General features: G+C 66.6%; 25 protein-coding genes. 10 read left to right on the top strand and 15 right to left on the bottom strand.

Annotated features, from left to right (window positions below; translation table 11 throughout):
• The first annotated feature begins 34 nt into the window (after positions 1 to 34).
• The 3 genes from DSM104443_RS13285 to DSM104443_RS13275 all read left to right on the top strand — a co-directional run bounded on the left by DSM104443_RS13285 (position 35) and on the right by DSM104443_RS13275 (position 2,583).
• The gene (locus DSM104443_RS13285; protein ID WP_171092984.1) at positions 35 to 838 is read left to right on the top strand and encodes a ComEA family DNA-binding protein; all 804 of its coding nucleotides are present in this window, start codon (positions 35 to 37) and stop codon (positions 836 to 838) included.
• 76 nt (positions 839 to 914) lie between these two features.
• Positions 915 to 1,802, top strand: a complete 888-nt coding sequence (gene cysM / locus DSM104443_RS13280) for a cysteine synthase CysM (protein WP_171092981.1) — start codon at positions 915 to 917, stop codon at positions 1,800 to 1,802.
• A gap of 1 nt (position 1,803) precedes the next feature.
• Positions 1,804 to 2,583 (top strand): 3'-5' exonuclease, encoded by a 780-nt coding sequence (locus tag DSM104443_RS13275; RefSeq protein WP_171092979.1) that lies wholly within the window; start codon positions 1,804 to 1,806, stop codon positions 2,581 to 2,583.
• A gap of 42 nt (positions 2,584 to 2,625) precedes the next feature.
• Here DSM104443_RS13275 and DSM104443_RS13270 read toward each other — a convergent pair whose 3' ends face one another.
• The gene (locus tag DSM104443_RS13270) at positions 2,626 to 3,759 is read right to left on the bottom strand and encodes a GNAT family N-acetyltransferase (RefSeq protein ID WP_171092977.1); all 1,134 of its coding nucleotides are present in this window, start codon (positions 3,757 to 3,759) and stop codon (positions 2,626 to 2,628) included.
• A 68-nt stretch (positions 3,760 to 3,827) separates the two neighbouring features.
• On the opposite strand from DSM104443_RS13270, the gene DSM104443_RS13265 reads away from it, so the two are divergent.
• The 4 genes from DSM104443_RS13265 (at position 3,828) to DSM104443_RS13250 (ending at position 6,387) form a co-directional block, all read left to right on the top strand.
• Positions 3,828 to 5,429, top strand: coding sequence for an NAD+ synthase (locus tag DSM104443_RS13265; protein WP_171092974.1), 1,602 nt, complete (start codon positions 3,828 to 3,830; stop codon positions 5,427 to 5,429).
• A 10-nt stretch (positions 5,430 to 5,439) separates the two neighbouring features.
• Positions 5,440 to 5,778 carry a P-II family nitrogen regulator gene (locus DSM104443_RS13260; protein ID WP_171092972.1) on the top strand — a complete coding sequence of 113 codons (339 nt, stop codon included), beginning with the start codon at positions 5,440 to 5,442 and terminating at the stop codon, positions 5,776 to 5,778.
• Positions 5,779 to 5,839: 61 nt separating this feature from the next.
• Entirely contained in the window at positions 5,840 to 5,977 is a 138-nt protein-coding gene (locus DSM104443_RS13255) for a hypothetical protein (protein WP_171092970.1), read from the top strand.
• 137 nt (positions 5,978 to 6,114) lie between these two features.
• Positions 6,115 to 6,387 (top strand): hypothetical protein, encoded by a 273-nt coding sequence (locus tag DSM104443_RS13250; protein WP_171092968.1) that lies wholly within the window; start codon positions 6,115 to 6,117, stop codon positions 6,385 to 6,387.
• Here DSM104443_RS13250 and DSM104443_RS13245 read toward each other — a convergent pair.
• The 13 genes from DSM104443_RS13245 to trxB form a co-directional block, all read right to left on the bottom strand.
• Positions 6,362 to 7,192: a M90 family metallopeptidase gene (locus DSM104443_RS13245; RefSeq protein ID WP_171092966.1), complete on the bottom strand. Its 831-nt coding sequence runs from the start codon at positions 7,190 to 7,192 to the stop codon at positions 6,362 to 6,364. The genes DSM104443_RS13250 and DSM104443_RS13245 overlap by 26 nt on opposite strands.
• Complete coding sequence (locus DSM104443_RS13240; protein ID WP_171092964.1) at positions 7,192 to 7,923, bottom strand: head GIN domain-containing protein; 732 nt, start codon at positions 7,921 to 7,923, stop codon at positions 7,192 to 7,194. Before DSM104443_RS13240 ends, DSM104443_RS13245 begins: the two co-directional genes overlap by 1 nt.
• Positions 7,924 to 7,952: 29 nt before the next feature.
• The gene (locus DSM104443_RS13235) at positions 7,953 to 9,083 is read right to left on the bottom strand and encodes a 5-(carboxyamino)imidazole ribonucleotide synthase (protein WP_246232933.1); all 1,131 of its coding nucleotides are present in this window, start codon (positions 9,081 to 9,083) and stop codon (positions 7,953 to 7,955) included.
• A gap of 23 nt (positions 9,084 to 9,106) precedes the next feature.
• Positions 9,107 to 9,574, bottom strand: a complete 468-nt coding sequence (purE, locus tag DSM104443_RS21900) for a 5-(carboxyamino)imidazole ribonucleotide mutase (protein ID WP_246232205.1) — start codon at positions 9,572 to 9,574, stop codon at positions 9,107 to 9,109.
• A gap of 246 nt (positions 9,575 to 9,820) precedes the next feature.
• The gene (locus tag DSM104443_RS13230) at positions 9,821 to 10,864 is read right to left on the bottom strand and encodes a bifunctional UDP-4-keto-pentose/UDP-xylose synthase (RefSeq protein WP_171092961.1); all 1,044 of its coding nucleotides are present in this window, start codon (positions 10,862 to 10,864) and stop codon (positions 9,821 to 9,823) included.
• Complete coding sequence (locus DSM104443_RS13225; RefSeq protein WP_171092958.1) at positions 10,861 to 11,532, bottom strand: TMEM175 family protein; 672 nt, start codon at positions 11,530 to 11,532, stop codon at positions 10,861 to 10,863. The genes DSM104443_RS13230 and DSM104443_RS13225 overlap by 4 nt, the downstream gene beginning before the upstream one ends.
• 3 nt (positions 11,533 to 11,535) lie before the next feature.
• The gene (locus tag DSM104443_RS13220) at positions 11,536 to 12,462 is read right to left on the bottom strand and encodes a formyltransferase (RefSeq protein WP_171092956.1); all 927 of its coding nucleotides are present in this window, start codon (positions 12,460 to 12,462) and stop codon (positions 11,536 to 11,538) included.
• Positions 12,459 to 13,403, bottom strand: a complete 945-nt coding sequence (locus tag DSM104443_RS13215) for a glycosyltransferase (protein WP_171092955.1) — start codon at positions 13,401 to 13,403, stop codon at positions 12,459 to 12,461. The genes DSM104443_RS13220 and DSM104443_RS13215 overlap by 4 nt, the downstream gene beginning before the upstream one ends.
• Positions 13,404 to 13,406: 3 nt before the next feature.
• Positions 13,407 to 14,546, bottom strand: a complete 1,140-nt coding sequence (locus DSM104443_RS13210; RefSeq protein ID WP_246232202.1) for a DegT/DnrJ/EryC1/StrS family aminotransferase — start codon at positions 14,544 to 14,546, stop codon at positions 13,407 to 13,409.
• The gene (locus tag DSM104443_RS13205) at positions 14,543 to 14,914 is read right to left on the bottom strand and encodes an SMR family transporter (RefSeq protein ID WP_171092953.1); all 372 of its coding nucleotides are present in this window, start codon (positions 14,912 to 14,914) and stop codon (positions 14,543 to 14,545) included. Before DSM104443_RS13205 ends, DSM104443_RS13210 begins: the two co-directional genes overlap by 4 nt.
• Positions 14,911 to 16,551, bottom strand: coding sequence for a glycosyltransferase family 39 protein (locus DSM104443_RS13200; RefSeq protein WP_171092951.1), 1,641 nt, complete (start codon positions 16,549 to 16,551; stop codon positions 14,911 to 14,913). The genes DSM104443_RS13205 and DSM104443_RS13200 overlap by 4 nt, the downstream gene beginning before the upstream one ends.
• Positions 16,552 to 16,554: 3 nt before the next feature.
• Positions 16,555 to 17,094, bottom strand: coding sequence for a Smr/MutS family protein (locus DSM104443_RS13195; protein WP_171092949.1), 540 nt, complete (start codon positions 17,092 to 17,094; stop codon positions 16,555 to 16,557).
• Positions 17,091 to 18,038 (bottom strand): thioredoxin-disulfide reductase, encoded by a 948-nt coding sequence (gene trxB, locus DSM104443_RS13190; RefSeq protein ID WP_171092947.1) that lies wholly within the window; start codon positions 18,036 to 18,038, stop codon positions 17,091 to 17,093. Before trxB ends, DSM104443_RS13195 begins: the two co-directional genes overlap by 4 nt.
• Positions 18,039 to 18,192: 154 nt before the next feature.
• Between trxB and DSM104443_RS13185 the strand changes: the two genes are divergently transcribed.
• The 3 genes from DSM104443_RS13185 (at position 18,193) to lolA (ending at position 22,104) form a co-directional block, all read left to right on the top strand.
• On the top strand, positions 18,193 to 18,888 hold the full coding sequence (locus tag DSM104443_RS13185) for a Crp/Fnr family transcriptional regulator (RefSeq protein ID WP_171092945.1): 696 nt from the start codon (positions 18,193 to 18,195) through the stop codon (positions 18,886 to 18,888).
• A 32-nt stretch (positions 18,889 to 18,920) separates the two neighbouring features.
• Positions 18,921 to 21,200, top strand: coding sequence for a DNA translocase FtsK (locus DSM104443_RS13180; RefSeq protein WP_171092943.1), 2,280 nt, complete (start codon positions 18,921 to 18,923; stop codon positions 21,198 to 21,200).
• 244 nt (positions 21,201 to 21,444) lie between these two features.
• On the top strand, positions 21,445 to 22,104 hold the full coding sequence (gene lolA, locus DSM104443_RS13175) for an outer membrane lipoprotein periplasmic chaperone LolA (RefSeq protein WP_246232198.1): 660 nt from the start codon (positions 21,445 to 21,447) through the stop codon (positions 22,102 to 22,104).
• Between the two features lie 48 nt (positions 22,105 to 22,152).
• On the opposite strand, the gene DSM104443_RS13170 is transcribed toward lolA, so the two are convergent.
• Positions 22,153 to 23,055 (bottom strand): RluA family pseudouridine synthase, encoded by a 903-nt coding sequence (locus tag DSM104443_RS13170; RefSeq protein WP_171092941.1) that lies wholly within the window; start codon positions 23,053 to 23,055, stop codon positions 22,153 to 22,155.
• Positions 23,056 to 23,126: the final 71 nt, after the last annotated feature.

The raw sequence follows: 23,126 nt of genomic DNA, 5'->3' as shown, positions 1-23,126 counted from the left end.
TCACCACATTATTCCAATTCACAAGGGGAGCCTCATGCGCAAGCTCATCGGACTTCTGGCGGCGTTGCTCGCGTATGCGGGCCTCGCGTTTGCCGGCATCAACATCAATTCGGCCACGCAGGAACAACTGGAGACGCTGAACGGCGTCGGCCCGGTGAAGGCCCAGGCCATCATCGACTACCGCAAGAAGAACGGCCCGTTCAAGTCGCTCGAAGACATCAAGAAGGTCGACGGCATCGGCGACGGCACGTACGACAAGATCAAGGGCGACATCATGCTGTCGGGCACGAGCGATCGCGCGCCGAAGAAGGACGAGCCGAAGAAGGCCGCGGCCGAGCCGAAGAAGGCCGAGCCCGCACCCGCACCGAAGAAAGCGGAACCCGCGCCTGCTCCGGAACCGAAGAAAGCCGCGGCCGAGCCCAAGAAGGAAGAGCCGAAGAAGCTGACCGCCGACGAGAAGAAGGCGATCGACAAGAAGGCTGCCGACGACAAGAAGGCCGCCGACAAGACCGCCGCCGACGAGAAGAAGAAAGCCGCGGACGAGAAGAAAGCCGCCGACAAGAAAGCGGCCGACGACAAGAAGGCCGCTGACAAGAAGGCCGCGGATGACAAGAAGGCTGCCGACAAGGCCGCCGCCGAAGACAAGAAGAAGGCAGCCGACGAGAAGAAAGCCGCGGACAAGAAAGCCGCCGACGACAAGAAGGCCGCCGCGAAGAAAGCCGACACGAAGGCCGATGCGAAGAAGGATGCCGCCGACGCCAAGGCCGATGCCAAGAAGGACGCCATCGACAAGAAGGCCGCCGACGACAAGAAGGCCGTGGACGAGAAGAAGAAGTAGAAGAAGTAGGCCTTCCCGCCCCGTGCAGTCCAAAGCCCCGCTCCGAGCGGGGCTTTTCATTGGCTATACTCGAACGATGGTCCCCACGCTCGATCACTTCGTCGGCAACACGCCGCTCGTCCGCCTGCAGCGCATCCCCGGGAAGACCTCCAACGTGATCCTCGCCAAGCTCGAGGGGAACAACCCCGCGGGCTCCGTGAAGGATCGTCCGGCGCTCTCGATGATCGTGAACGCCGAGAAGCGCGGCGAGATCAAGCCGGGCGACACGCTGATCGAGGCCACGAGCGGCAACACCGGCATCGCGCTCGCGATGGTGGCGGCCATGCGCGGCTACAAGATGGTCCTGGTGATGCCCGAGCACCTGTCGATCGAGCGCCGCCAGACGATGGGCGCGTTCGGCGCGCGCTTCGTGCTCACTCCCGAGAAGGGCGGCATGGAGCTTTCGATCGACACCGCGAAGCGCATGCGCGACGCGGGCGAGGGCATCATCCTCGACCAGTTCTCCAATCCCGATAATCCGCTCGCGCACTACACCGGCACGGGCCCCGAGATCTGGCGCGACACGCAGGGCAAGATCACGCATTTCGTCGCGACCATGGGCACCACCGGCACGATCATGGGCACGTCGAAGTTCCTGAAGGAGATGAACCCGAAGATCCAGGTGATCGGCGTGCACCCGGCCGAGGGTGCGCAGGTGCCCGGCATCCGCAAGTGGCCGGAGCCCTACCAGCCGAAGATCTACGACCGCTCGCGTGTCGACCGCATCATCGAGGTGACGCAACCCGAGTCCGAGGAGATGACGCGCCGGATGGCGGCGGAGGAGGGCATCTTCATGGGCATCTCTTCCGGAGGCGGCGCGGCGGCGACCATGCGGCTTTGCGCCGAGGTCGAGAACGCGGTCATCGTGCACATCGTGGCCGATCGCGGCGACCGCTACCTCTCCACCGGCGTGTTCCCCGCCTGACATGGCCACCCCCGTCCTCGTCTTCGACATCGAGACCGTCCCGGACGTCGCGGGCCTGCGCAAGCTGTGGGAGCTCTCCGACGAGGTGACCGACGACGCGGTCGTCGAGCTCGTCTCGCAGCGCCGGCGCCAGGCGACCGGCAGCGACTTCTTTCCGACGCACCTGCAGCGCATCGTCGCGATCTCGTGCGTGCTGCGCGCCGGCGGGGAGACGCTGCGCGCGTGGTCGGTGGGCGGCGCGGAGGACGGCGAACGCGAGCTCGTGAAGCGCTTCTTCGAGGGCGTCGACAAGTACGTGCCGACGCTGGTGTCGTGGAACGGTTCGTCCTTCGACCTTCCGGTGCTTCACTACCGTGCGCTGATCCACGGCGTGCAGGCGGGCAGCTACTGGGACCTCGGCGAGGACAACAAGGAATTCAAGTGGAACAACTACATCAGCCGCTGGCACCTGCGCCACACGGACCTGATGGACGTCCTCGCCGGCTACCAGAATCGCGCATGGGCGCCGCTGAACGAGATCGCCGTGCTCTGTGGCCTGCCGGGCAAGCTCGGCATGGATGGCTCGCAGGTGTGGCCCGCGTACAAGCGCGGCGAGATCGAGGCGATCCGCAACTACTGCGAGACCGACGTCGCCAACACCTATCTCCTCTACCTGCGCTTCCAGCACATGCGCGGCGCGCTCTCGCCGGAATCCTACGAGCGGGAAGTGGCACTCTTCCGCACCTTCCTCGCCGACCAAACCGCGCCGCACTGGAAAGAGTTCTCCGACGCCTGGAAGTGACAAAACCCGGGTCAGAGTAGAGTTTTCGCGCGCCAGAAAACTCTACTCTGACCCGGGTTTTGATTTGAACGGGGAGTGGTCGTTGAGCTCGTCGACGTACTGGGCGATGTGCTCGCCCTCGCGCTCGAGGTATTCGTCGACGGCGCGGTAGAAGGCCGGGTGGGCGAGCCAGTGGAAGGAGCGGGTGACGTGCGGCAGGAATCCGCGAGCGTGCTTGTGCTCGCCCTGCGCACCGCCTTCGAAGAGCGCGATGCCGCGCTCGATGCAGAACTCCATCGCCTGGTAGTAGCACGCCTCGAAGTGCAGGCCGGCCACGAACTCCGCGGCGCCCCAGTAGCGCCCGTAGAGCGCGCTCCCCGAGTAGAGGTTCAGTGCCGAGGCGACCGGCTTGCCCTCGCGCTCGGCGATCACGAGCATCGTGTTGCCCGGCATGCGCTCGCCCAGCATCCCGAAGAACGCGCGATTGAGGTACGGCGTCGAGCGGTGTGCGCGGTAGGTGCGCCGATAACAGGCATTGAAGAAGTCCCAGTCATCGGCGGTCGCGTCGTGTCCGGTCACGCGGCGAAGTACCACGCCAGCCTCGGCCACGCGGCGGCGCTCCTGGCGGATCTTCTTGCGCTTGTCGTGCGAGAGCTCGGCGAGGAAGGCCTCGAAGCTCGCATAGCCGGGATTGCGCCAATGGAACTGCACCCCGGTGCGCTCGAGCCAACCCGCCTCTCGTAACGCCACGGCATCGTCCTCGGGCGGAAACAGGACGTGCGCCGATGAGGCATCGGAGTGCTTCGCCAGCCTGAGCAGCCCCGCGGCGAGCTCGGTGCGCGTCGCGGCATCCACGGCCAGCAGCCTCGGCCCGGTCGCCGGCGTGAACGGCACCGCGGACAGCAGCTTGGGGTAGTACGCGATCCCGTGCTGCTCGTGGGCATCGGCCCAGGCCCAGTCGAAGACGTACTCGCCATAGGAATGCGACTTCACATACAGGGGCACGGCGCCACGCAGCTTCGGGCCGTCCCAGAGCGTGTAGTACTGCGGCACCCACCCGGCCTCGGGCGCGGCGCTCCCGGAGCGGTGCAAGCTGTCCAGGAACGCGTAGGCGACGGTGGGATTGTCACCGGCCAGGGCGTTCCATTGCGCAGCGGGGATTTCGTCGAGCGACGCGAGCAGGCGCGGTTGCGTCAAGGCAAAGGCGGGGTGTGCGGCACCGTATAATGGCGAGAACAACGATTCTAGCCGCCGTCACCACCCCGATGAAGATCGCCGTCGCCCAGATCAACATGACCGTGGGCGATTTCGCCGGCAACGCGGACCGGATCCGCCAGGCCGTCGACGCCGCCCGCGCCCAGGGCGCGCGCCTCGTGGTCGCCCCCGAGCTGGCCCTCTCCGGCTATCCGCCCGAGGACCTCCTGCTCCGCGACGATTTCAACGACCAGTGCGTGGCCGAGCTGCAGAAGCTCGCGACCTATTGCCTGGACATCGCCCTCGTCGTGGGCCACCCGTACCGCGAGGGCCGCACGCGCTACAACGCCGCGTCGCTGCTGCGCCACGGCCGCATCGAGCAGATCTACTTCAAGCAGCGCCTGCCCAACTACCAGGTCTTCGACGAGAAGCGCTACTTCGAGACCGGCAACCGCCCGTGCGTGTTCGAGATCGAGGGCCGCAAGATCGGCCTCACGATCTGCGAGGACCTCTGGTTCCCCGAGCCGGCCGCGCAGGCCAAGGCCGCGGGCGCCGAGCTGCTGCTGTCCATCAACGCCTCGCCGTACAACCGCAACAAGCTCGCCGAGCGCTACTCGGTGATGGGCGCGCGCGTGAAGGAGACGGGCCTGCCGCTGCTCTACGTGCACTGGGTGGGCGGCCAGGACGAGCTGGTCTTCGACGGGGCCTCGTTCGCGATGGACGGCACCGGAGCGCTCACCTATCAGGCGGAAACCTTCCAGGAAGCGCTCGACATCCTCGAGTTCGAGGGCAGCGCCGCCAAGGGCACGATGGCACCGCCGCTCACCGAAGAGGAAGTCATCTACCGCGCGCTGATGACCGGCACGCGCGACTACGTGAACAAGAACGGCTTCCCCGGCGTGATGCTGGGATTGTCCGGCGGCATCGACTCGGCGCTGGTGCTCGCCATCGCCGTCGATGCGCTGGGGCCGGACCGTGTGCATGCGGTGATGATGCCTTCCGACTACACGGCCTCGATGAGCATCGAGGACGCGCGAGAGATGGCGAAGCTCCAGGGCGTGAAGTACACCGAGATCGCCATCAAGCCGATGTTCGACGCGTTCCGCGCCGCGCTGGCACCCAGCTTCGAAGGACGCGCCGAGGACGCCACCGAGGAGAACCTCCAGTCGCGCATCCGCGGCACGCTGCTGATGGCGATGTCCAACAAGTTCGGCTCGATCGTCGTCACCACCGGCAACAAGAGCGAGATGGCCACGGGCTACGCCACGCTCTACGGCGACATGGCCGGCGGCTACGCGGTCATCAAGGACATCGTGAAGACGCTGGTCTATCGCCTGTCCAACTGGAGGAACTCCAAGGGCCGCGTGATCCCGCAGCGCGTCATCGACCGCGCGCCTTCCGCGGAGCTGAAGCCCGACCAGACCGACCAGGACACGCTGCCGCCCTACGAGGTGCTCGACGTCGTGGTGGAGAAGTACATGGAGCGCGACATGACCCCCGAGGCCATCGCGAGCCTGGGCTATGACATCGAGGCCATACGGCAGGTCGTGCGCCTGATCCGCGTGAACGAGTACAAGCGCCGCCAGGCCCCGCCGGGCGTGCGTATCACCCCTCGGTCCTTCGGCAAGGACTGGCGATATCCTATAACGTCGGGCTTCCGGCCCAAGGCCTAGGGAACGAACCATGAAGAAGATCGAAGCCGTCGTGAAGCCCTTCAAGCTCGACGAGGTCCGCGAGGCCCTCTCCGAGATCGGGGTCTCGGGCCTCACCGTGACGGAAGTGAAGGGCTTCGGCCGCCAGAAGGGCCACACGGAGCTCTATCGCGGCTCGGAGTACGTGGTCGACTTCCTGCCCAAGGTGAAGGTCGAGGTCGTGGTCGCCGATTCGCTGCTCGAGAAGGCCATGGACGCCATCGTGAAGGCCGCGCGCACCGGAAAGATCGGCGACGGCAAGATCTTCGTCTTCGACGTGGCCCAGGTCGTGCGGATCCGCACCGGGGAAACGGGCGAGGACGCGGTCTAGGCCGGGGGACCCCCTTCCTGCTATCCTAGCCCCGCGCACGTACCAAAAGAGGCTCCAAAGAATGCTGCTCGCCGCTTTCTATGTCTTCGCGATCGCCGCGATCATCCTGCACTACACCGGGCACCTCAAACGGTGGAACTGCGAGTGGGTACTGATCGTTCTTGCCATCGCTGTCTTCCCGGCCGTCCTCTTCCTCTGAGGCGCCGTGGTCCCGGGCACCTCCGGGACCGGTAATGTAGGCCGCGTCCTACCGCGGCCGGTGCCGTCCTCCGCTGACGGCCGCAAATCCCCACGTTCATGATCGTTGCTCGGACCATTCATCCGTGGAGACGACCCATGAAGCCGCAGAACGACAAGCCCACCGACAAGCCCTCGAAAGACGCCGGCGCCAAGCCGGGCCCGTACGGCGAGGGCAACTACGAAGCCACGCGCCAGTACAACAAGGGCGTGAAGGACCACATGGAGCACCACGACATCGAGAAGGAAGCGCGCGACGCCGCGCCGAAATCCGATGCCGAGGCGAAGGAGATGCTCGAGGCCGAGCAGGCGGCAGCGAGCCGCTCGAAAGCCGAATCGCCGAACGTCAGGAAGGCGAACTCGACGAAGTGAGCCGCGCGAGCGGATCCTGCCGGTAGAAAAGCCGAAGCTGCTCGTAGACCGCCGGGTATTCCGGCGAGAGCAGCTCCGGCGTCTCGAAGAACGCTTCCGAGATGACGGCGAAGAACTCGCCGGGACTTTCCGCACCGTAGGGATCGATCGGCAGCTCGTCCAGCGCCGCGCCGTCGTCTCGCTCCGAGAGCTCGTCGGCGGCATCCACGCGCGCGCAGAAATCCTCGTACGCCGCGGCAAACGCCTTGCGCCACGCCGCGACGCTCATGCCGTCATGCAGCGGCGGAAAGCCGTTGGGCTCGCCGTGTCGCATGTCGAGCTTGTGCGCGAATTCATGGATCACGACGTTGTAGCCCGCGACGCGCGTTTCCTCGTCGCCGGTCATCGCCACGTCCTCGTACGAGAGCACGACCGGTCCGCCGAGCCACGCCTCGCCCGCCATCGGGTCGTTCGTGATGTGCACGACCCCGGCTTCGTCCATGACCTCGCGCTCGGGGGCGAACTGGCTGGGATACACGATGATCTCCGACCAGCCCTCGTACCACTCGATGCCGAGCTCCAGGACGAGGATGCAGGCCTGCGCCGCCACGTGCACCTTCATGAGCGGCGTGATCTCGAGGTCGTGCGTGCCGGAGAAGTGCTTCGTCGAGAGGAAATTTTCCGAGAGCAAGCGCAGGCGCTCGACATCGGCAGGAGCGAGGCCGCGCATGAAGAGCCACGGCGCCGTGGCGCGCTGCCAGAGCTCCGGGGTGACCGCGAGCGTCGGCTCGCCGGGCTTGCGCCGCAGCCAGGCGAGCCCGAGCATCAGGTGGGAGCGGCGCCCAGGCGCTTGACCTCGCCCGAGCCCACGATGGCACGGCTCACCTTCGCATCGCCGTAGTAGCGCACGTTGCCCGAGCCGGCGACGTTGATGGAGAGCGACTCGCTCGCCCACAGGCTCGCATTGCCCGAGCCGCCCACGTTCACGGAGGCCTTGCGCGCGGCGAGCCGCGTGGTGGTCACGTTGCCCGATCCGCCGACGGACGTGCTGAGCGTATCCGTCGTGCCGCCCTTCACCGTGATGTTGCCGCTGCCTCCGACCTGGGCCGAAAGGTCGCTCGCCACGAGCGACGCGACGACGATGTTGCCGGAGCCACCGACCGACAGCGAGAGCTTGCCGGCCTTGAGCGCACCGGTGCTCATGTCGCCCGCGCCGCCGACCGCCAGGTGCTCGAGCGTGCGCGCCGTGACCTTGACCCGCACGGTGATGTTCGAGGTGCTGAGGCTGTCCTTCGCGAACCGGATCCTGAGCGTGCCTTTCTCGACCACCGTCTGGATCTCGGGCAGCACGTTGTCGTCCGCGGTGATCACGAGGCTCTCCGTGTCGCCCTGGGTGAGCTCGAGCTGGCCGGGGATCGAAAAGGCGATGCCCGTGAAGCCGGAGACCGCGCGCGTCTCCGTGACGGGCTTGCCGGAGCCGGTGAGCGACGCGGCGAGGACCGTCGTGGCGACGGTGGAAAGGAAGAGCAGGGCGAAGCGGGACAGGATGGTTTGCATGGTTTGGATCCTCCGTGACCAGTATTGCCTCAGACGCGGAGGGGAGTTCCAGCGGATTCAGCGATGCCCAGGTCGCGGCGGATGGCCATCGCCACTTCGTACGCGCGCTCCACCGTCGGTTCGCACACGGTCACATGGCCCATCTTGCGGCCCGGCCGCGCCTCGCGCTTGCCGTAGAGGTGCAGGTGGGCGCCGGGATGCCGCAGCACCGCGTCCCATTGCGGCTCGCCGCCACCGCGCCAGATGTCGCCCAGCAGGTTCACCATCACCGCCGGCGTGTGCTGCGACGGGTCGCCCAGCGGCAGGCCGCAGAGCACGCGCACCTGCTGCTCGAACTGCGACGTGCGGCACGCGTCCATCGTGTAGTGGCCGCTGTTGTGCGGGCGCGGGGCGATCTCGTTCAGCAGCAGCTTGCCGCCCACCACGAACATCTCCACCGCGAGCACGCCCACGTACTGCAGCTCGGAGGCGAGGCGCGTCGCGAGGGCCGTGGCCTCCTTCGCCATCGCGTCGGGAATCCGCGCGGGGGCGATCGTCACGTCGAGGATGCCGTTCGCGTGCCGGTTCTCCGCGACGGGAAATACCGCCACCTCGCCGTCGGCGCCGCGCGCGAGGATCACCGACAGCTCGCGTTCGAGCGTGAGGCGTTCCTCGAGGATGCACGGGACCCGCTTCCAGTCGCCGAAGACGCGCTCCAGGTCGGCACGCGTGGCGATCGACGCCTGCCCCTTGCCGTCGTAGCCGAAGCGCGCCGTCTTCAGGAGGGCCGGCAGCTTCACGCGCTCCAGGGCCGGGCCGAAATCTTCATCGGTGCGAATCACCGCGTACGGGCCGAGCGGGAAGCCGTGGTCGGCGAAGAAGCCCTTTTCGCGCGCGCGGTCTTGCGCGATGGAAACGGAATCGCCGCTGGGCCGAACGACCGTGCGGGCGGCGAGGGCCGTGAGGGCCTCGGCGGGCGCGTTCTCGAACTCGGTGGTGACCGCGGCGCAGGTCTGCGCGAGCTCGTCCAGCGAGACCGGATGCGTGTACGCCGTGTTGAGGTGGCCCGTGGCGAACTCCGCCGCGGGCGAGAGCGGATCGGGATCGAGCACCGTGACGCGGTAGCCCAGCGTGCGCGCGGCCACGGTGAACATGCGGCCCAACTGCCCGCCGCCCAGCAAGCCGAGGGTTTTGCCCGGCGCGATCACAAGACGTCGGGCAGCTGCATCGCCGCCACCTGCTCGGCGAGCTTGGCGCGGTACTCGGCGAGCTTCTGCGCGAGGCCCGTGTCGGAACCGGCGAGCAGGCTCACGGCGAAGAGACCGGCATTGGCCGCACCCGCCTCGCCGATGGCGAAGGTGGCCACGGGGATGCCCTTGGGCATCTGCACGATCGAATAGAGGGAATCCTGTCCCGCAAGGTGCTTCGAGGGCACGGGCACGCCCAGCACGGGCAGCGTGGTCTTCGACGCGAGCATGCCGGGCAGGTGGGCGGCACCGCCGGCGCCGGCGATGATGCATTGCAGCCCGCGAGTGCGCGCCTGGGACGCGTACTCGAACATCTTGTCGGGCGTGCGGTGGGCCGAGACCACGAGATGCTCATAGGGCACGCCGAAATCCTTCAGCACGCGCGCCGCGTTCTGCATCACGTCCCAATCGCTCTGGGAACCCATTACTACGCCGACGAGGGGGGTGGGTGTCATTGGGTGGCTGTGAAGGTGTGGAGGGTTATTTTAGAGGGAAGGATGGGAAGGAAAAGCGGAGGAAGGGAAGGAAATCTCTGAAAGTGAAATGGTTGCACCGCGTGAGTTCGAGACGACTGCATCTTCAAATCCCTTTCAAGGGTTTCCTTCCCTTCCTCCGCTTTTCCTTCCCATCCTTCCCTTTAAAAATCGGCGTCTGCATAGTGCGTCCGTTGCCTAACTCGCCAAGGTCCGCGCTTCGTCGAGTTGGCCCCGATAGGCATCGAAGATGTTCTTCAGCGCCGTGTTCATGTCCACCTTCGGCGCCCACCCGAGATCCTTCTTCGTGTTCTCGATCTTCGGCACGCGGTTCTTCACGTCCTGGTAGCCCTTGCCGTAGTACTTGCCGGCGCTGGTGTTCACGAGCTTCACCTTCGCGGCGTTGCGCTTGTACTCGGGGTAGGTCTTCGCGAGGGCCAGCATCATCTCCGCCAGCTCGCGCACCGAATAGTTGTTCTTCGGGTTGCCGACGTTGTAGATCTGCCCGGTGGCGATGCCCTTCTTGTTCTCGATGATCTTCATCAACGCCGAGATGCCGTCGTCGATATACGTGAAGGCGCGCTTCTGCGTGCCGCCGTCCACGAGCTGGATCGGCTCCCCGCGCACGATGTGGCCGAGGAACTGCGTGATGACCCGCGAGCTGCCTTCCTTCGCGGTGTGGATCGAGTCCAGCCCCGCGCCGATCCAGTTGAACGGGCGGAAGAGCGTGAAGTCGAGCTGGTCCATGGAGCCGTAGGCGTAGATCACGCGGTCCATGAGCTGCTTGGAGCAGGAGTAGATCCAGCGCTGCTTGTCGATCGGGCCCAGCACCAGGTTGGACGCGTACGGATCGAATTCGCCGTCCTCGCACATGCCGTAGACCTCGGAGGTCGACGGGAAGAGGATGCGCTTCTTGTACTTCACGCAGCTCCGCACGATCGGCAGGTTGGCTTCGAAGTCGAGCTCGAAGACCCGCAGCGGCTCGCGCACGTACGTGGCCGGGGTGGCGATCGCCACCAGCGGGAGGATCACGTCGCACTTGCGGACGTGATACTCGATCCACTCCTTGTTGATCGTGATGTCGCCTTCGAAGAAATGGAAGCGCGGATCGGCCATCAGGTCGGTGATGCGGTCCGATCCCATGTCCATGCCGTAGACCTCCCAGTCCGTCTCCGCGAGGATTTTCTTCGAGAGGTGGTGGCCGATGAAGCCGTTGACGCCGAGGATGCAGATCTTTTTCATGGGAAGGGTCGATCCGAGGAGAGTTGGGCCTCGCGTTCGGCGGCGCGCGTTTCGATGCCCCGTCCGATGCGGCCCATCACGGCCATGAGGATGAAGGCCGCGGTGCCGAAGAGCGGCTGCCAGGCGGAGATGACGATGGCGAGGATCGCCACCGCGACGATGCTGAAGCAGCGGAAGCGGGCGCCGTTGGCCACGTAGTGCGGCACGGGCGGATCGCACAGCTCCGGATGCCGCTCGAGGTAGGTGATCTGCACGATGGCTACCAGCGCCATGCCGGCCATCGTCACCGCGTACATCGCCTGCGCGGTGAAGAAGCGCGTGTGCTCGCCGACCATCGACGAGGCGAACGGCAGGAAGGACGCGAAGATCAGTCCCCACAAATTGATCCAGAGGAGCTTCACGTCCACCGTCTTCACGAAATGGAAGGCTCGGTGGTGGGAGATCCAGAACGTCGCGAGGATCGAGAAGCTGATGATCCACGCGAAGAACTTGGGGAAGAGGTGCAGCAGCGCGGAATGGAAGTCTGCGGCGGTGGCGAAGGTCGCGCCGTGGTCGAACTTGAGCTCGAGCACGAGGATCGTCATCGCCACGGCGTAGATGCCGTCGGTGAGGGCCTCGATGCGGTGCTTGTGGAGGAACCGGGCGGGGTGCGCCGTCGCGGTAGCCATGGCCTAGGGATCGGGAAGGTGGGGGCCGAAACCGATATTGTCGCAGAAGCCCCGTGGCGCGATGGGGTTTCCGTCCACCTCGAGCTCGAGGATTTCCAGGGCCTCCCCGTCGCCGCCCGCCGCGTACAAACCCTCCGCCGTCGCCACCAGCGCGGAGCGTGGCCCGAGGGTTTTGCCGGGTGCGAGGCGCGTGCGCAACACGCGCAGTTGCTGGCCGGCCACGCGCGTGAATGCGCCGGGATAGGGCGGCGCCACGGCGCGTACGAGGTCGTGGATCGCCTTCGCTGTCTGCGTCCAGTCGATGCGCCCGTCCTCGGGCTTGCGCCCCCGGTAGTAGCTCCCCTGGGAGAGATCCTGCGGGGAGAGCGTGGCCGAGCCGTCCAGCAGCTTCGGAAGCTCCCGGCGCAGCGTGGCCTCCGCCGCAGCCGTCACGCGAGCGAAGACGTCGACGGCGAGGTCGTCCTCGCCGATCGGCACCCCTTGTTGGCCGACGATGCGGCCCGCGTCGGGCTTCGCCACCATCTCGTGCAGCGTGGCGCCGGTCTCGCGCTCGCCCTTCAATACCGCCCAATTCACGGGCGCGCGGCCGCGGTACTTCGGCAGCAGCGAGCCGTGCATGTTGAAGGCCCCGCGCTTCGCAGAGGCGAGCACGGCAGGCGAGAGCATCTTCCGGTAGTAGAACGAGAAGAGGAAATCGGGCGCGATCGAGCGCAGGCGCTCCACGAAGGCGGGATCGTTCGCATCGGTGGGTGTTGCGACCTCGAGCCCGCGGCTTTGCGCCAACTCGCGGACGCTGCCGAAGAACACCGTCTCCTTCGGATCGTCCTCGTGCGTGACGACGAGCTTCACGTCCACGCCGTCGTCGAGCAGCACCGAAAGGCAGCGCACGCCCACGTCGTGGTAGGCGAAGACGACGGCGGTGGACTTCATTCCGGCTTTTCGAGGATCGCCTGGACGAGGTAGCGCGGCCGCTCGCGCACCTGCTGGTAGATGCGGCCCACGTACTCGCCGATCAGGCCCATGCCGAAGAGCTGCACGCCGATCAGGAAGAACTCGAGGATGTCGCGGTCCCAGATCACCTCGATGCCGTGGCCTTCGCCGAGCGCGATGCGCTTCACGATGACCACGATGTAGACCAGCACCGAGAGCACCGAGACGAGGATCCCGAAGAGCGAGAAGAGCTGCAGCGGCACCACGGAGAAGCCGGTGACGAGGTCGAAGTTAAGGCGGATCAGCCGGTAGAGCGAATACTTGGACTCGCCCGCGTGCCGGTCCTCGTGCCCGACCTCGATCTCGGTCGGATTGCGCGAGAACGAGTAGGCGAGGGCGGGAATGAACGTGCTCACCTCGCGCGAGGCGCGGATCGCGTCGATGATCGGCCGGTCGTAGGCGCGCAGCATGCAGCCCTGGTCGGTCATCTGGATGTGGGTCAGCCGCTCGCGCATCCGGTTCATCGCGCGCGAGGCCCAGCGCCGCCATGCCGCGTCCTTGCGCTTGCGGCGGATGGAGCCGACGTAGTCGTGGCCCTCGTCCATCTTCGCGAGCAGGTTGCCGATCTCCTCGGGCGGGTTCTGCAGGTCGGCGTCGAGGGTGACGACACGATCGCCGCGGCAGTATTCGAAGCCGGCCATGATCGCCATGTGCTGGCCAAAATTGCCGTTGAAGAGCACGACACGCGTCACGTCGGGGCGCAGCTGGAATTGCTCGCGCAACATCGCCACCGACTTGTCGATGCTGCCGTCGTTCACGAACACGACCTCGTAGCTGACGCCCAGCTTGTCCAGCGCGGGATAGAGCCGCGCGAAGAGCTGCGGCAGCACGGCCTCCTCGTTGTAGACGGGGATGACGACCGAGACGTTGGGCTTCGCCATGCTCTAGGCCGCCTTCCGCCGCAGCACGCGGCTCACCGATGCGCACACGCGCTCGACGTCGGAGTCCTGCATCTCGGGGAAGAGCGGCAGCGTCACGGTCTCGCGCGCGATGCGCTCGGAGTTCGGGAACTGCCCCTCGCGGAATCCCTTCTTCCGGAAGAGCGACGTGAGGTGGATCGCCTCGTACGAGATGCCGATCCCGATGCCTTCCTTCTGCATCGCGTCGACGAAGGCCTTGCGCGTGACGCCGAGCGCCGGCAGCGGAAGCAGCACCGTGAACATGTTCCAGCTATGGCCGGGGTTGTTCTCGGGCGGCAGGCACTCCGGCGTGATGAGGTCGTCGTTCGCGAAGCCCTCGAAGTAGCGCTTCGCGAGTTGCTCGCGCCGGGCGCACCACGCGTCGAGGTGCTTCAGCTGTTCGAGGCCCACGGCGGCGGACACATCCGAGAAGTTGTACTTGGTCCCGGCGCGCTCCACGTCGCGCGTGCCGTCGGCCTGGCGGCGGATGCCGTGGAAGCGCAGCTCCTCGACGGTGGCCGTCTCCTTCGCATCGTCCAGCACGAGGGCGCCTCCCTCGATGGTGGTCATGTTCTTGTTCGGGTGGAAGCTGAAGGTGACCAGGTCGCCGCTCGCGCCGACCGCGCGTCCGTCGGGATAGCGCGAGCCGATCGCGAGCGCCGCATCCTCGAGGATGCGCACCTTGTTCTTCGTTCGGAAGGTGTCGAGCGCGGCGGGATCGAGCGGTGCGTTGTAGTGCGTGGGCAGCAGCAGCTTCGTCTTCGGCGAGACGGCCGCCTGGGCCTGCGCGAAATCCAGGTTGCGGCTGCGAAGGTCGACGTCCACGAACACGGCTTTCGCGCCACTGCGCTCGATCAGGTTGCCGGTGACGAAGAAGCTCTGGGCCGGGGCGATGATTTCATCGCCGGCGCCGATGCCGAGCATCTCCAGGGCGAGCTGCATCGCGGCCGTGGCGGAGGTCATGGCGCGGACGCTGCGGCCGCCGAAGCGCTCGGAAAGCGCCTTCTCGAACGCCGCCGCGCGCGGGCCGGTCACGATCCAGCGGCTGCGCAGCGTCTCGGCGACGGCGGCGATGGTCGCCTCGTCCATGCCGGGGCGCGCGAAGGGGAGGAACGGCTGGGTCACGAGCGCGCCACCAGGTAGACGCCGATCACGATGAAGCCGATGCCCACCAGCTTCTGCATGGCGAGCGATTCGCCGAACAGCATCCACGCCGCGAAGGCGTTCACGATGTAGCCGATGGAGAGCATCGGGTAGGCCACGCTCACCGGCACGCGCGAGAGGGCGAGGATCCACACCACCACGCTCACGCCGTAGCAGGCGAGGCCGCCCCAGATGAACGGGCTCTGCGCGACCTTGCCGCCGATGGGCAGGATGTTGTCGAACGAGAAGGCGAATTCGCCGATGCGGTTCGTGCCGGCCTTGAGCAGCAGCTGGGCGGCGGCGTTCAGCAGCACGCCGAAGAGCACCAGCGCGAAGGAGACCGGGTTCACGGTTTCACGACGACGACGCGGCGATCGTCTCGATGGATCAGTTGCATGGGGATTCCGGTGGGCCGGAGCACGTCGTCGTAGAGACCGGGCTGCATTATAGCGAGCGCCCTCCCGGGGCGCTGGAAGTCCGCCAGCCAAGCCTCGATCGTCGGCAGGGCGCGCGAGGGCTCCGCGCGTTGCCCCAGCTCGAATTCGTCCACGTACTTCGCGAGCGTCACCTCGCGCCCGAGGTAGAACGGGATCGTCTGGTCGTAGTAGTCGACCGAGTACACGCGGGCATCGGCCGTGAGGTGCGGGCGCATCGCGGCGACCACGTCCTGGCCGGACTGGCGCGGCGAGATCTGCTCGTAGCCGTCCTCGACGCCATCGACGAACCCCATCCCCGCGGCGACGACGATCGCGATCGCCGCGTGCTTCAGGCGGGCCAGCGCCATCGCCGCCCCTGCGACGAGTCCCACGATCAGCACGACGCACCCGAACGCGATGTACGGCCGTGCCGCTGCGTAGAGCTCCTGCGTCCACGCGCTCTTGGCACGCTCCGGCGCACCCCACATCGCCGCGAGCCCGGCGGCGATGATCACCGCCACCGGCACCAGGTAGCGCGCGAGGCGGCGGCTGTCCACGCTTTCCAGCCATTCGCCCACCAGCATCGCGAGCGGCGGAAAGAGCGGCAGGATGTAGGCGGGCAGCTTGGACTTCGAGATGCTGAAGAAGACCAGGATGAAAGCGCACCAGATCAGCGCGAAGCGCCGCCAGGCGAATTCCCGTGCCGGATTCTCGCCGCGCCACGCGCCGAAGGCCGCGGGGAAGAGTGCCAGCATCCACGGGCCGAATCCCCCCACGAGGATCGGCAGGAAGTAGTACCAGGGCTCGTAGCGCCGGTGCGTGGTGCTGAGGAAGCGCTCGAAGTGCTCGTGGATGAAGAAGAAGCGGGCGAACTCCGGATTGGCTTGCGACACCAGCACGAACCAGGGGGCGCTGATCGCGAAGAACACCGCGAGCCCGCGCAGCCATTCGACGCGCTTCAACAGCGACCAGTCGCGGTGGACCGCGCAATAGAGAAAGATCGTCGCGGCCGGGAAGAGGAAGCCCACGAGGCCCTTGGAGAGCACCGCAAGCGCGATCGCGGCCCACGCGGCGATCATCCAGCGCCGCCGTCCCGCTTCCGGCCCCGCCTGCGCGAGCAGGAAGGCGCACAGGGCCACGGTGAGCCAGGCGGTGAGCCCGGTATCCAGCGTGATCACGCCGCACATGGCGAAGAAGTAGGGCGACGAGACCAGCACGCCGGCCGCGAGCAGCGCCACGCGGAGCGACACCAGGCGGCGCACCGTGTAGGCCACCATCAGCACCGCGAGCAGCCCCGAGAGCGCGACGTAGAGGCGCGCCGTGTATTCGTTCTCGCCGAGCGCCTTGAACACCGCCGCGCTCGCCCAGTACTGCAGCGGGGGCTTCTCGAAGTACTTGAAGCCGTTCAGGCGCGGCGTGACCCAGTCGCCCGACTGCGCCATCTCGCGCGAGATCTCCGAGTAGCGCCCCTCGTCGGGATTCGCGAGCGGGCGCTCCATGTTGTCGATGCCCACGAAGATCGCGAGCAGCACCAGCAGCGCGAAGATGACGCGGGTGGCGGTGGCGCTCACCGCCTAGCCTTTCAGCAGCACGACCACCGCGCCGCCTCCGCCGTCGACCGCCTTCGGCTCGACGTAGGCGAGCACCGGGTCGCGGCGCTGCAGGAGCTTGCGGATGCGGTGCTTCAGGACGGGCTCCTTGCCCTTCGAGCGCAGGCCCTTGCCGTGGATGATGCGCACGCACCGCACGCCCAGGCGAACGCATTCGGCGAGAAAGGTGTCGGTGGCGAGCGCCGCCTCGTCGGACGTCATGCCGTGCAGGTCCAGCTCCTGCTGGATCACCCAATGGCTGCGGCGAAGCTTCCTGAGGATGTCGCGCGGGAGCGCATCGCGGAGGAACTGCCGGTCCTCCTCGATCTCCACGTCGTCGCCATCGAGTGCCAGGCGCGAGAGCTCCTCCAGCACGGCTCTCTCGTCCTCGATGCGCTTCGCGGGGATGGCGGGCAGGGGCTCGCGGTAGGGCTCGATGCGGTTCGCCGGCCGCACCGGCTGCACGCCGCGCATCTCCGCGCGGAAGAGTTCGGCGTCGTCCGGCGCTTGCCGGGGACGCTTCAAACGGGGATGCCTTCCAGGTACTTGTCGGCGTCGAGCGCGGCCATGCAGCCCGTGGCGGCGCTGGTGACGGCCTGGCGGTACACGTGGTCCTGCACGTCGCCCGCGGCGAAGACGCCGGGGATGCTGGTCGCGGTCGCGTTCCCCGCGAGGCCGCTGTGCGTGACGATGTAGCCGTCCTTCATCTCGAGCTGGCCGGTGAAGATGTCGGTGTTGGGCTTGTGGCCGATGGCGATGAAGCAGCCGGAGACCTTCAGGTCGCGCTCCACGCCGTTCTCCTTGATGCGCACGCCAGTCACGCCCGACTGGTCGCCCAGCACTTCCTCGAGCGTGGTGTTCCAGAGGACGTTCGCCTTGCCTTCCTTCGCGCGCTGGAAGAGCTTGTCCTGGAGGATCTTCTCCGCCCGGAATTTGTCGCGGCGATGGATCACCGTCACGTGCTTGGCGATGTTGGTGAGGTAGAGCGCTTCCTCGACCGCCGTGTTGCCGCCGCCCACCACCACGACGTCCTGGCCCTTGTAGAAGAACCCGTCGCAGGTGGCGCAGCCGGAGACGCCCTTGCCCATGTACTTCTGCTCGGAGTCGAGGCCCAGGTACATGGCCGAGGCGCCGGTCGCGATGATGAGCGCATCACAGGTGTACGTGGCCGAATCGCCGATCAGCGTGATGGGCTTCTCGCCCAGCTTGGCGGTGTGGATGTGGTCGAAGACGAGCTCGGTATTGAAGCGCTCCGCGTGCTTCTGGAAGCGCTCCATCAGCTCCGGGCCCTGGACGCCGGAGAAGTCCGCGGGCCAGTTGTCGACGTCGGTGGTGATCATGAGCTGGCCGCCCTGCGCGAGCCCCGTGATGAGGACGGGCTTCAGGTTTGCCCGGGCGGCATAGACCGCGGCGGTGTAGCCCGCGGGGCCGGATCCGAGGATTAAAAGGCGGCTGTGCTTTGTTGTCATGGGGGCTTGTGAGGGCTGGGGAAAGCGAGATGGGGGCGAAAATGCAATTATCTCATTGCGCGCGGCCTGCGGCCTGCCCGAACCTCGGGCGGAATGGCAGGTAGGTTCTATAAATAATTGACAATAAACAATATTTTTGTTATCTAGGAAACCTATGACCGCACCCGCAAAGCGTCCCACCCTCATCGGCGATCGCACCATGACGCTGAAGGCGGTGCCTTTTTTCACCCAGCTCAACGATCGCGAGCTGGACGTGATCCGTACCCTGGCCGTCGAAAAGGCGTATCCGCGTACCGCCGTCGTCCTCACCGAGGGCGAAATGGGCGACTCGCTCTACATGATCCAGACCGGCAAGGTGAAGGTCTTCATCGGCGATGAGGACGGCCGCGAGATCATCCTGAAGATCCTCGGCCCTGGCGATTTCTTCGGCGAGATGTCGATGATCGACAAGCAGCCGCGCTCCGCGTCGGTGACGACGCTCGAAGCCTCGACGTTCCACATCCTGTCGCACTCGGCGTTCGAGCGTGCCGTGGAGCAGGCACCGCGGATCGCCAATATGGTCATGCGCGTGCTGGCCTCGCGCGTGCGGGAAGCGGACCGCAAGATCGGCACGCTGGCCCTCATGGATGTCTACGGGCGCGTGGCCTCCACGCTGCTCGAGCTCGCCGTCTACAACAACGGCAAGCTGATGGTGGGCGAGAAGCTCTCCCAGCAGGACCTCGCCAACATGGTCGGTGCCTCGCGCGAGATGGTGAACCGCATCCTGAAGGACCTCTCCGACCGCGGCTTCATCACGGTGGAATCGAAGTCCATCACCATCATCAACCGGGAGTTGCCGCCCTCGCTGTGAGAGAATCGGCCGTCACGCAAGACGATGCCCTGATGGCCGATATTCCGCAGCGCGCAGCCTCCCCGAACGGCAATCCCCGGCTTGGCCGCCTCCTTCGCGAGGCGCTCTGGATCCTCCTCCTCGCAGCCGGCCTCTACCTCGCGCTCGCCCTCGGCAGCTACGACAAGGGCGACCCCGGTCCCTTCTACAGCGGCAGCGGTGCGCCCCTCGCCAATCGCGCGGGCGCCCTCGGCGCGTGGATCGCGGACGCGATGCTCTATCTCTTCGGGCTGTCGGCCTGGTGGTGGGTGGCCCTGGCCGGCGTGGGCATCCTCCGCCTCTACGACCGCGTGGAGGCCTGGGGCATCCTCGACCGCCGCACGCTCGCCGTGTGCCTCTCGGGCTTCGCGCTCGTGCTCGCTTCCAGCGCCACGCTCGAGGCCCTGCGCCTGCACAGCATGAACGTGGCGCTGCCCGGGGTGCCGGGCGGCATGCTGGGCGAAGTGCTCTCGCGCCTGGTGCTGGCGGCCCTCGGCTTCACCGGCGGCACGCTGCTGCTGGTCGCCGCGCTCGCCGCAGCCTTCAGCGTCTTCACCGGGCTTTCGTGGATCAAGGTGGCCGAGCGCGTGGGCGCCGGCGTCGAATGGGCCTTCACCGAGATCCGCGGGCGCCTCGAGGCCAAGCGCGACCGCGAGGAGGGCAAGATCGCCGCGCAGGTGCGCGAGGAGAAGGTGGAGGAAGCGAAGAAGGTCTTCGAGGAGCACGAGCCCATCCGCATCGAGATGCCGGTGCTCGAGATCCCGAGGAGCGAGCGCGTGGTGCGCGAGAAGCAGGTCCCGCTCTTCGCCGACCTGCCCGATTCCCCGCTGCCGCCGCTGTCGCTGCTCGATGCGCCCGACACGCACATCGAGCGTCCCACGGCCGAGACGCTCGAGTACACCTCGCGCCTGATCGAGCGGAAGCTGAAGGACTTCAACGTCGACGTGAAGGTGGTGGCCGCGTATCCCGGCCCGGTGATCACGCGCTACGAGATCGAGCCCGCGGTGGGCGTGAAGGGCGCGCAGATCGTGAGCCTCGCGCGCGACCTTTCCCGGGCGCTGTCGGTCACGGCGATCCGCGTCGTCGAAACGATTCCCGGCACTTCGTCGATGGGCCTGGAGATTCCCAACCCGAAGCGCGAGATCGTGCGTCTCTCGGAGATCGTCGGCTCCCAGGTCTATGCCGACATGGGGTCGAAGCTCGCGATCGCGCTCGGCAAGGACATCACCGGCAAGCCCATCGTGGCCGACCTGGCCAAGATGCCGCACTTGCTCGTGGCGGGAACCACGGGCTCGGGCAAGTCGGTCGCGATCAACGCGATGCTGCTGTCGCTGATGTACAAGGCCACGGCTTCGGAAGTCCGCTTCATCCTCATCGACCCGAAGATGCTCGAGCTCTCGATGTACGAGGGCATCCCGCACCTGCTGGCGCCGGTGGTGACCGACATGAAGCACGCCGGGGCCGCGTTGAACTGGTGCGTCCACGAGATGGATCGGCGCTACAAGCTGATGTCCACCTTCTCCGTGCGCAACCTCGCCAGCTACAACACGAAGATCCACGAGGGCATCGAGAAGAAGCAGCCGCTGAAGAACCCGTTCAGCCTCACCCCGGATAGTGCCGAGGAGCTGGAGGCGCTGCCGCTTATCGTCGTCGTGATCGACGAACTCGCGGACCTGATGATGGTCAGTGGAAAGAAGGTGGAGGAATTGATCGCCCGCCTCGCGCAGAAATCGCGCGCCTCGGGCATCCACCTGATCCTCGCCACCCAAAGGCCTTCCGTGGACGTGATTACCGGTCTCATCAAGGCGAACGTGCCGACGCGCATCGCGTTCCAGGTGTCGTCGCGCATCGATTCGCGCACCATCCTCGACCAGCAAGGCGCCGAGAGCCTGCTGGGGCAGGGCGACATGCTCTACCTGCCGCCCGGCACCGGCCTCACGCAGCGCGTGCACGGCGCCTACGTGGCCGACAGCGAGGTCATGAAGGTCGTCGAGAACGTGAAGAAACAGGGCGAGGCGCAGTACATCGAGGGCATCCTCGACGAGCCGGATCTCGCCGAGCAAGCCGGCGGCGGCGAGGGTGCCACCGGCGAGGCCGACCCGCTCTACGACCAGGCCGTGCAGATCGTGCTGCAGAACAAGCGCGCCTCGATCTCGCTCGTGCAGCGCCACCTTCGCATCGGCTACAACCGCGCGGCCCGCCTGATCGAGGACATGGAGCGCGCCGGCCTGGTCTCCGCGATGGCCTCCAACGGCAATCGCGAGATCCTCCACCCCGCCCGCGCGGAGAAGTAACGGCGAGCGGGACGTAGGCGAGTCAGGCGATCGACGCCGCTGTGCAAACGCCGATTTTGAAAAGGAAGGATGGGAAGGAAAAGCGGAGGAAGGGAAGGAAAGCTCTGAAAGTGAGTTTGTCCTGCGTCGCGTGAATTCGGCACGATGGTACTTCCAGTCACTTTCAACGATTTCCTTCCCTTCCTTCGCTTTTCCTTCCCCTCCTTCCCTCTAAAACCACCCTCCATACTTCGACAGAATCCCTATGGCCACCACCTCGCTCGCCGGCGCCTTGATGGGCTCCCGCAGCCTGAAGAAGCTCCTGATCGCTACGTTTCTCGCCGCGGCCCCGGCCGCGAATGCCAGCGCGCTCGACGACTTCCTCGCCTTCAACGGCCAGTCGAAGAGCGCCACGGCGCGCTTCGACCAGCAGGTCTTCGACCAGAAGGGCAAGGTCGTGGACAAGTCGCAGGGCTCGTTCGCCTTCGCGCGCCCCGGCAAGTTCCGCTGGGCCTACGAGAAGCCGGTGAAGCAGCTGCTGGTGAGCGATGGGTCGAAGCTCTGGATCCACGACGCGGACCTGAACCAGGTCACCGTGAAGCGCCTCGACAAGGCGGTCTCCTCCACGCCCGCGGCGTTGCTCGCCGGCAAGGACGACATCACCAAGGTCTTCACGCTCACGGACGCGGGCGAGAAGGACGGCCTGGGCTGGGTCGTGGCCACGCCGAAGGAGAAGGACACGGGCTTCGAGAGTGTCCGCATCGGGATGAAGGGCAAGGCGCTCGCGGCGATGGAGCTCTCGGATTCGCTGGGCGGCCGGACCAGCCTCGTCTTTTCCGACATGAAGCCCAACGCGGCGCTTCCGCCCGCGACCTTCACCTTCACGCCGCCCAAGGGCGCCGACGTGATGGACGAAACCAAATAAAGGGGTCAGACCACTTATTTGCTGGCGCAAATAAGTGGTCTGACCCCTTTATTTGGTTTGCAGGCGTTCGAGCATCTCCTGGAAATCGGCCGGCGCCTCGCGCTGGAAAAGGACGTGCTTGCCGGTTCGGGGATGCACGAAGCCGAGCGTTTGCGCGTGGAGCATCGGACGCGGCGACTCGATCTTCACGCCGGAGTAGTCGCGGATGTACACGCGTTCGCCGACCAGCGGATGCCCCAGCTCGGACAGGTGGATGCGAATCTGGTGCTGGCGCCCGGTTTCCAGGCGGCACTCGACCAGCGTGGCCCCCTTGAGCGGGGTCAGTGGCGCGAGGGTGGTGATCGCGCGCCGGGCGACAGCCGGCGGATCGCCCGAGGCCCGCTTGTAGTGGCCGAAAGAGCCCCGCAAACCGTCGCCTCGATCCGGGAGCAGGTCGGTCTCGATCCGCTCGGCGGCCACGGCGCCGTGGGCGATGGCGTGGTAGACGCGGTCGACCTCATGGTCCCGGAACTGCGCGGCGAGCGCGCGCTGGGCCGTGGCCGTTCGCGCAAACATCATCGGGCCGCTCGTGTCCTTGTCGAGGCGGTGGACGACGCCCAATGCGGTGTCGCCGCCCCCCATCCGCCGCAGTAGTGTTCGCGCGTGGACGCCGAGCGTGTCCTTGTTGCCCGGCACGTCGGGCACGCTCAGCATCCCGGCGGGCTTGTCGATGACCACCACGTCGCGGTCGTAGAACAGGATCGCTTCCCGGGAAAGCGGGCCGGCATGATGCTTCGGCGCCTGCAGGTCGACCACGACCGCGCCGCCCGCAGGAACTCTCGCGGCGGGATCGAGGCAGCGCTCGCCATCGAGCGTGACGCGCCCGTCCGTGCACAGCTTCCGGGCCCGGGACCAGGAGAGGCCGGTCTGCTCGCGAACGACGGCTGCGACGGTGGGCGGGGGCGACGGCATACCCGTCGCATGTTACGCAAACCCCGCTTGAGGTAGATAACTACAGAAGATCTTGAACCACGGAGAACACG

Origin of the sequence: Usitatibacter rugosus (assembly GCF_013003965.1) — a bacterium.
In the GTDB taxonomy this organism is placed as follows: domain Bacteria; phylum Pseudomonadota; class Gammaproteobacteria; order Burkholderiales; family Usitatibacteraceae; genus Usitatibacter; species Usitatibacter rugosus.
The sequence above is the reverse complement of the archived record's forward strand: the minus strand, read 5'-3'. Positions and strand labels throughout refer to the sequence as shown.

Excerpts from the sequence above, each read along its gene's own strand:
- DSM104443_RS13285 (WP_171092984.1), top strand. The coding sequence starts at position 35 with ATGCGCAAGCTCATCGGACTTCTGGCGGCGTTGCTCGCGTATGCGGGC.
- cysM (WP_171092981.1), top strand. The coding sequence starts at position 915 with ATGGTCCCCACGCTCGATCACTTCGTCGGCAACACGCCGCTCGTCCGC.
- DSM104443_RS13275 (WP_171092979.1), top strand. The coding sequence starts at position 1,804 with ATGGCCACCCCCGTCCTCGTCTTCGACATCGAGACCGTCCCGGACGTC.
- DSM104443_RS13265 (WP_171092974.1), top strand. The coding sequence starts at position 3,828 with ATGAAGATCGCCGTCGCCCAGATCAACATGACCGTGGGCGATTTCGCC.
- DSM104443_RS13260 (WP_171092972.1), top strand. The coding sequence starts at position 5,440 with ATGAAGAAGATCGAAGCCGTCGTGAAGCCCTTCAAGCTCGACGAGGTC.
- DSM104443_RS13255 (WP_171092970.1), top strand. The coding sequence starts at position 5,840 with ATGCTGCTCGCCGCTTTCTATGTCTTCGCGATCGCCGCGATCATCCTG.
- DSM104443_RS13250 (WP_171092968.1), top strand. The coding sequence starts at position 6,115 with ATGAAGCCGCAGAACGACAAGCCCACCGACAAGCCCTCGAAAGACGCC.
- DSM104443_RS13245 (WP_171092966.1), bottom strand. The coding sequence starts at position 7,192 with ATGCTCGGGCTCGCCTGGCTGCGGCGCAAGCCCGGCGAGCCGACGCTC.
- DSM104443_RS13240 (WP_171092964.1), bottom strand. The coding sequence starts at position 7,923 with ATGCAAACCATCCTGTCCCGCTTCGCCCTGCTCTTCCTTTCCACCGTC.
- purE (WP_246232205.1), bottom strand. The coding sequence starts at position 9,574 with ATGGGTTCCCAGAGCGATTGGGACGTGATGCAGAACGCGGCGCGCGTG.
- DSM104443_RS13230 (WP_171092961.1), bottom strand. The coding sequence starts at position 10,864 with ATGAAAAAGATCTGCATCCTCGGCGTCAACGGCTTCATCGGCCACCAC.
- DSM104443_RS13225 (WP_171092958.1), bottom strand. The coding sequence starts at position 11,532 with ATGGCTACCGCGACGGCGCACCCCGCCCGGTTCCTCCACAAGCACCGC.
- DSM104443_RS13220 (WP_171092956.1), bottom strand. The coding sequence starts at position 12,462 with ATGAAGTCCACCGCCGTCGTCTTCGCCTACCACGACGTGGGCGTGCGC.
- DSM104443_RS13215 (WP_171092955.1), bottom strand. The coding sequence starts at position 13,403 with ATGGCGAAGCCCAACGTCTCGGTCGTCATCCCCGTCTACAACGAGGAG.
- trxB (WP_171092947.1), bottom strand. The coding sequence starts at position 18,038 with ATGACAACAAAGCACAGCCGCCTTTTAATCCTCGGATCCGGCCCCGCG.
- DSM104443_RS13185 (WP_171092945.1), top strand. The coding sequence starts at position 18,193 with ATGACCGCACCCGCAAAGCGTCCCACCCTCATCGGCGATCGCACCATG.
- DSM104443_RS13180 (WP_171092943.1), top strand. The coding sequence starts at position 18,921 with ATGGCCGATATTCCGCAGCGCGCAGCCTCCCCGAACGGCAATCCCCGG.
- lolA (WP_246232198.1), top strand. The coding sequence starts at position 21,445 with ATGGCCACCACCTCGCTCGCCGGCGCCTTGATGGGCTCCCGCAGCCTG.
- DSM104443_RS13170 (WP_171092941.1), bottom strand. The coding sequence starts at position 23,055 with ATGCCGTCGCCCCCGCCCACCGTCGCAGCCGTCGTTCGCGAGCAGACC.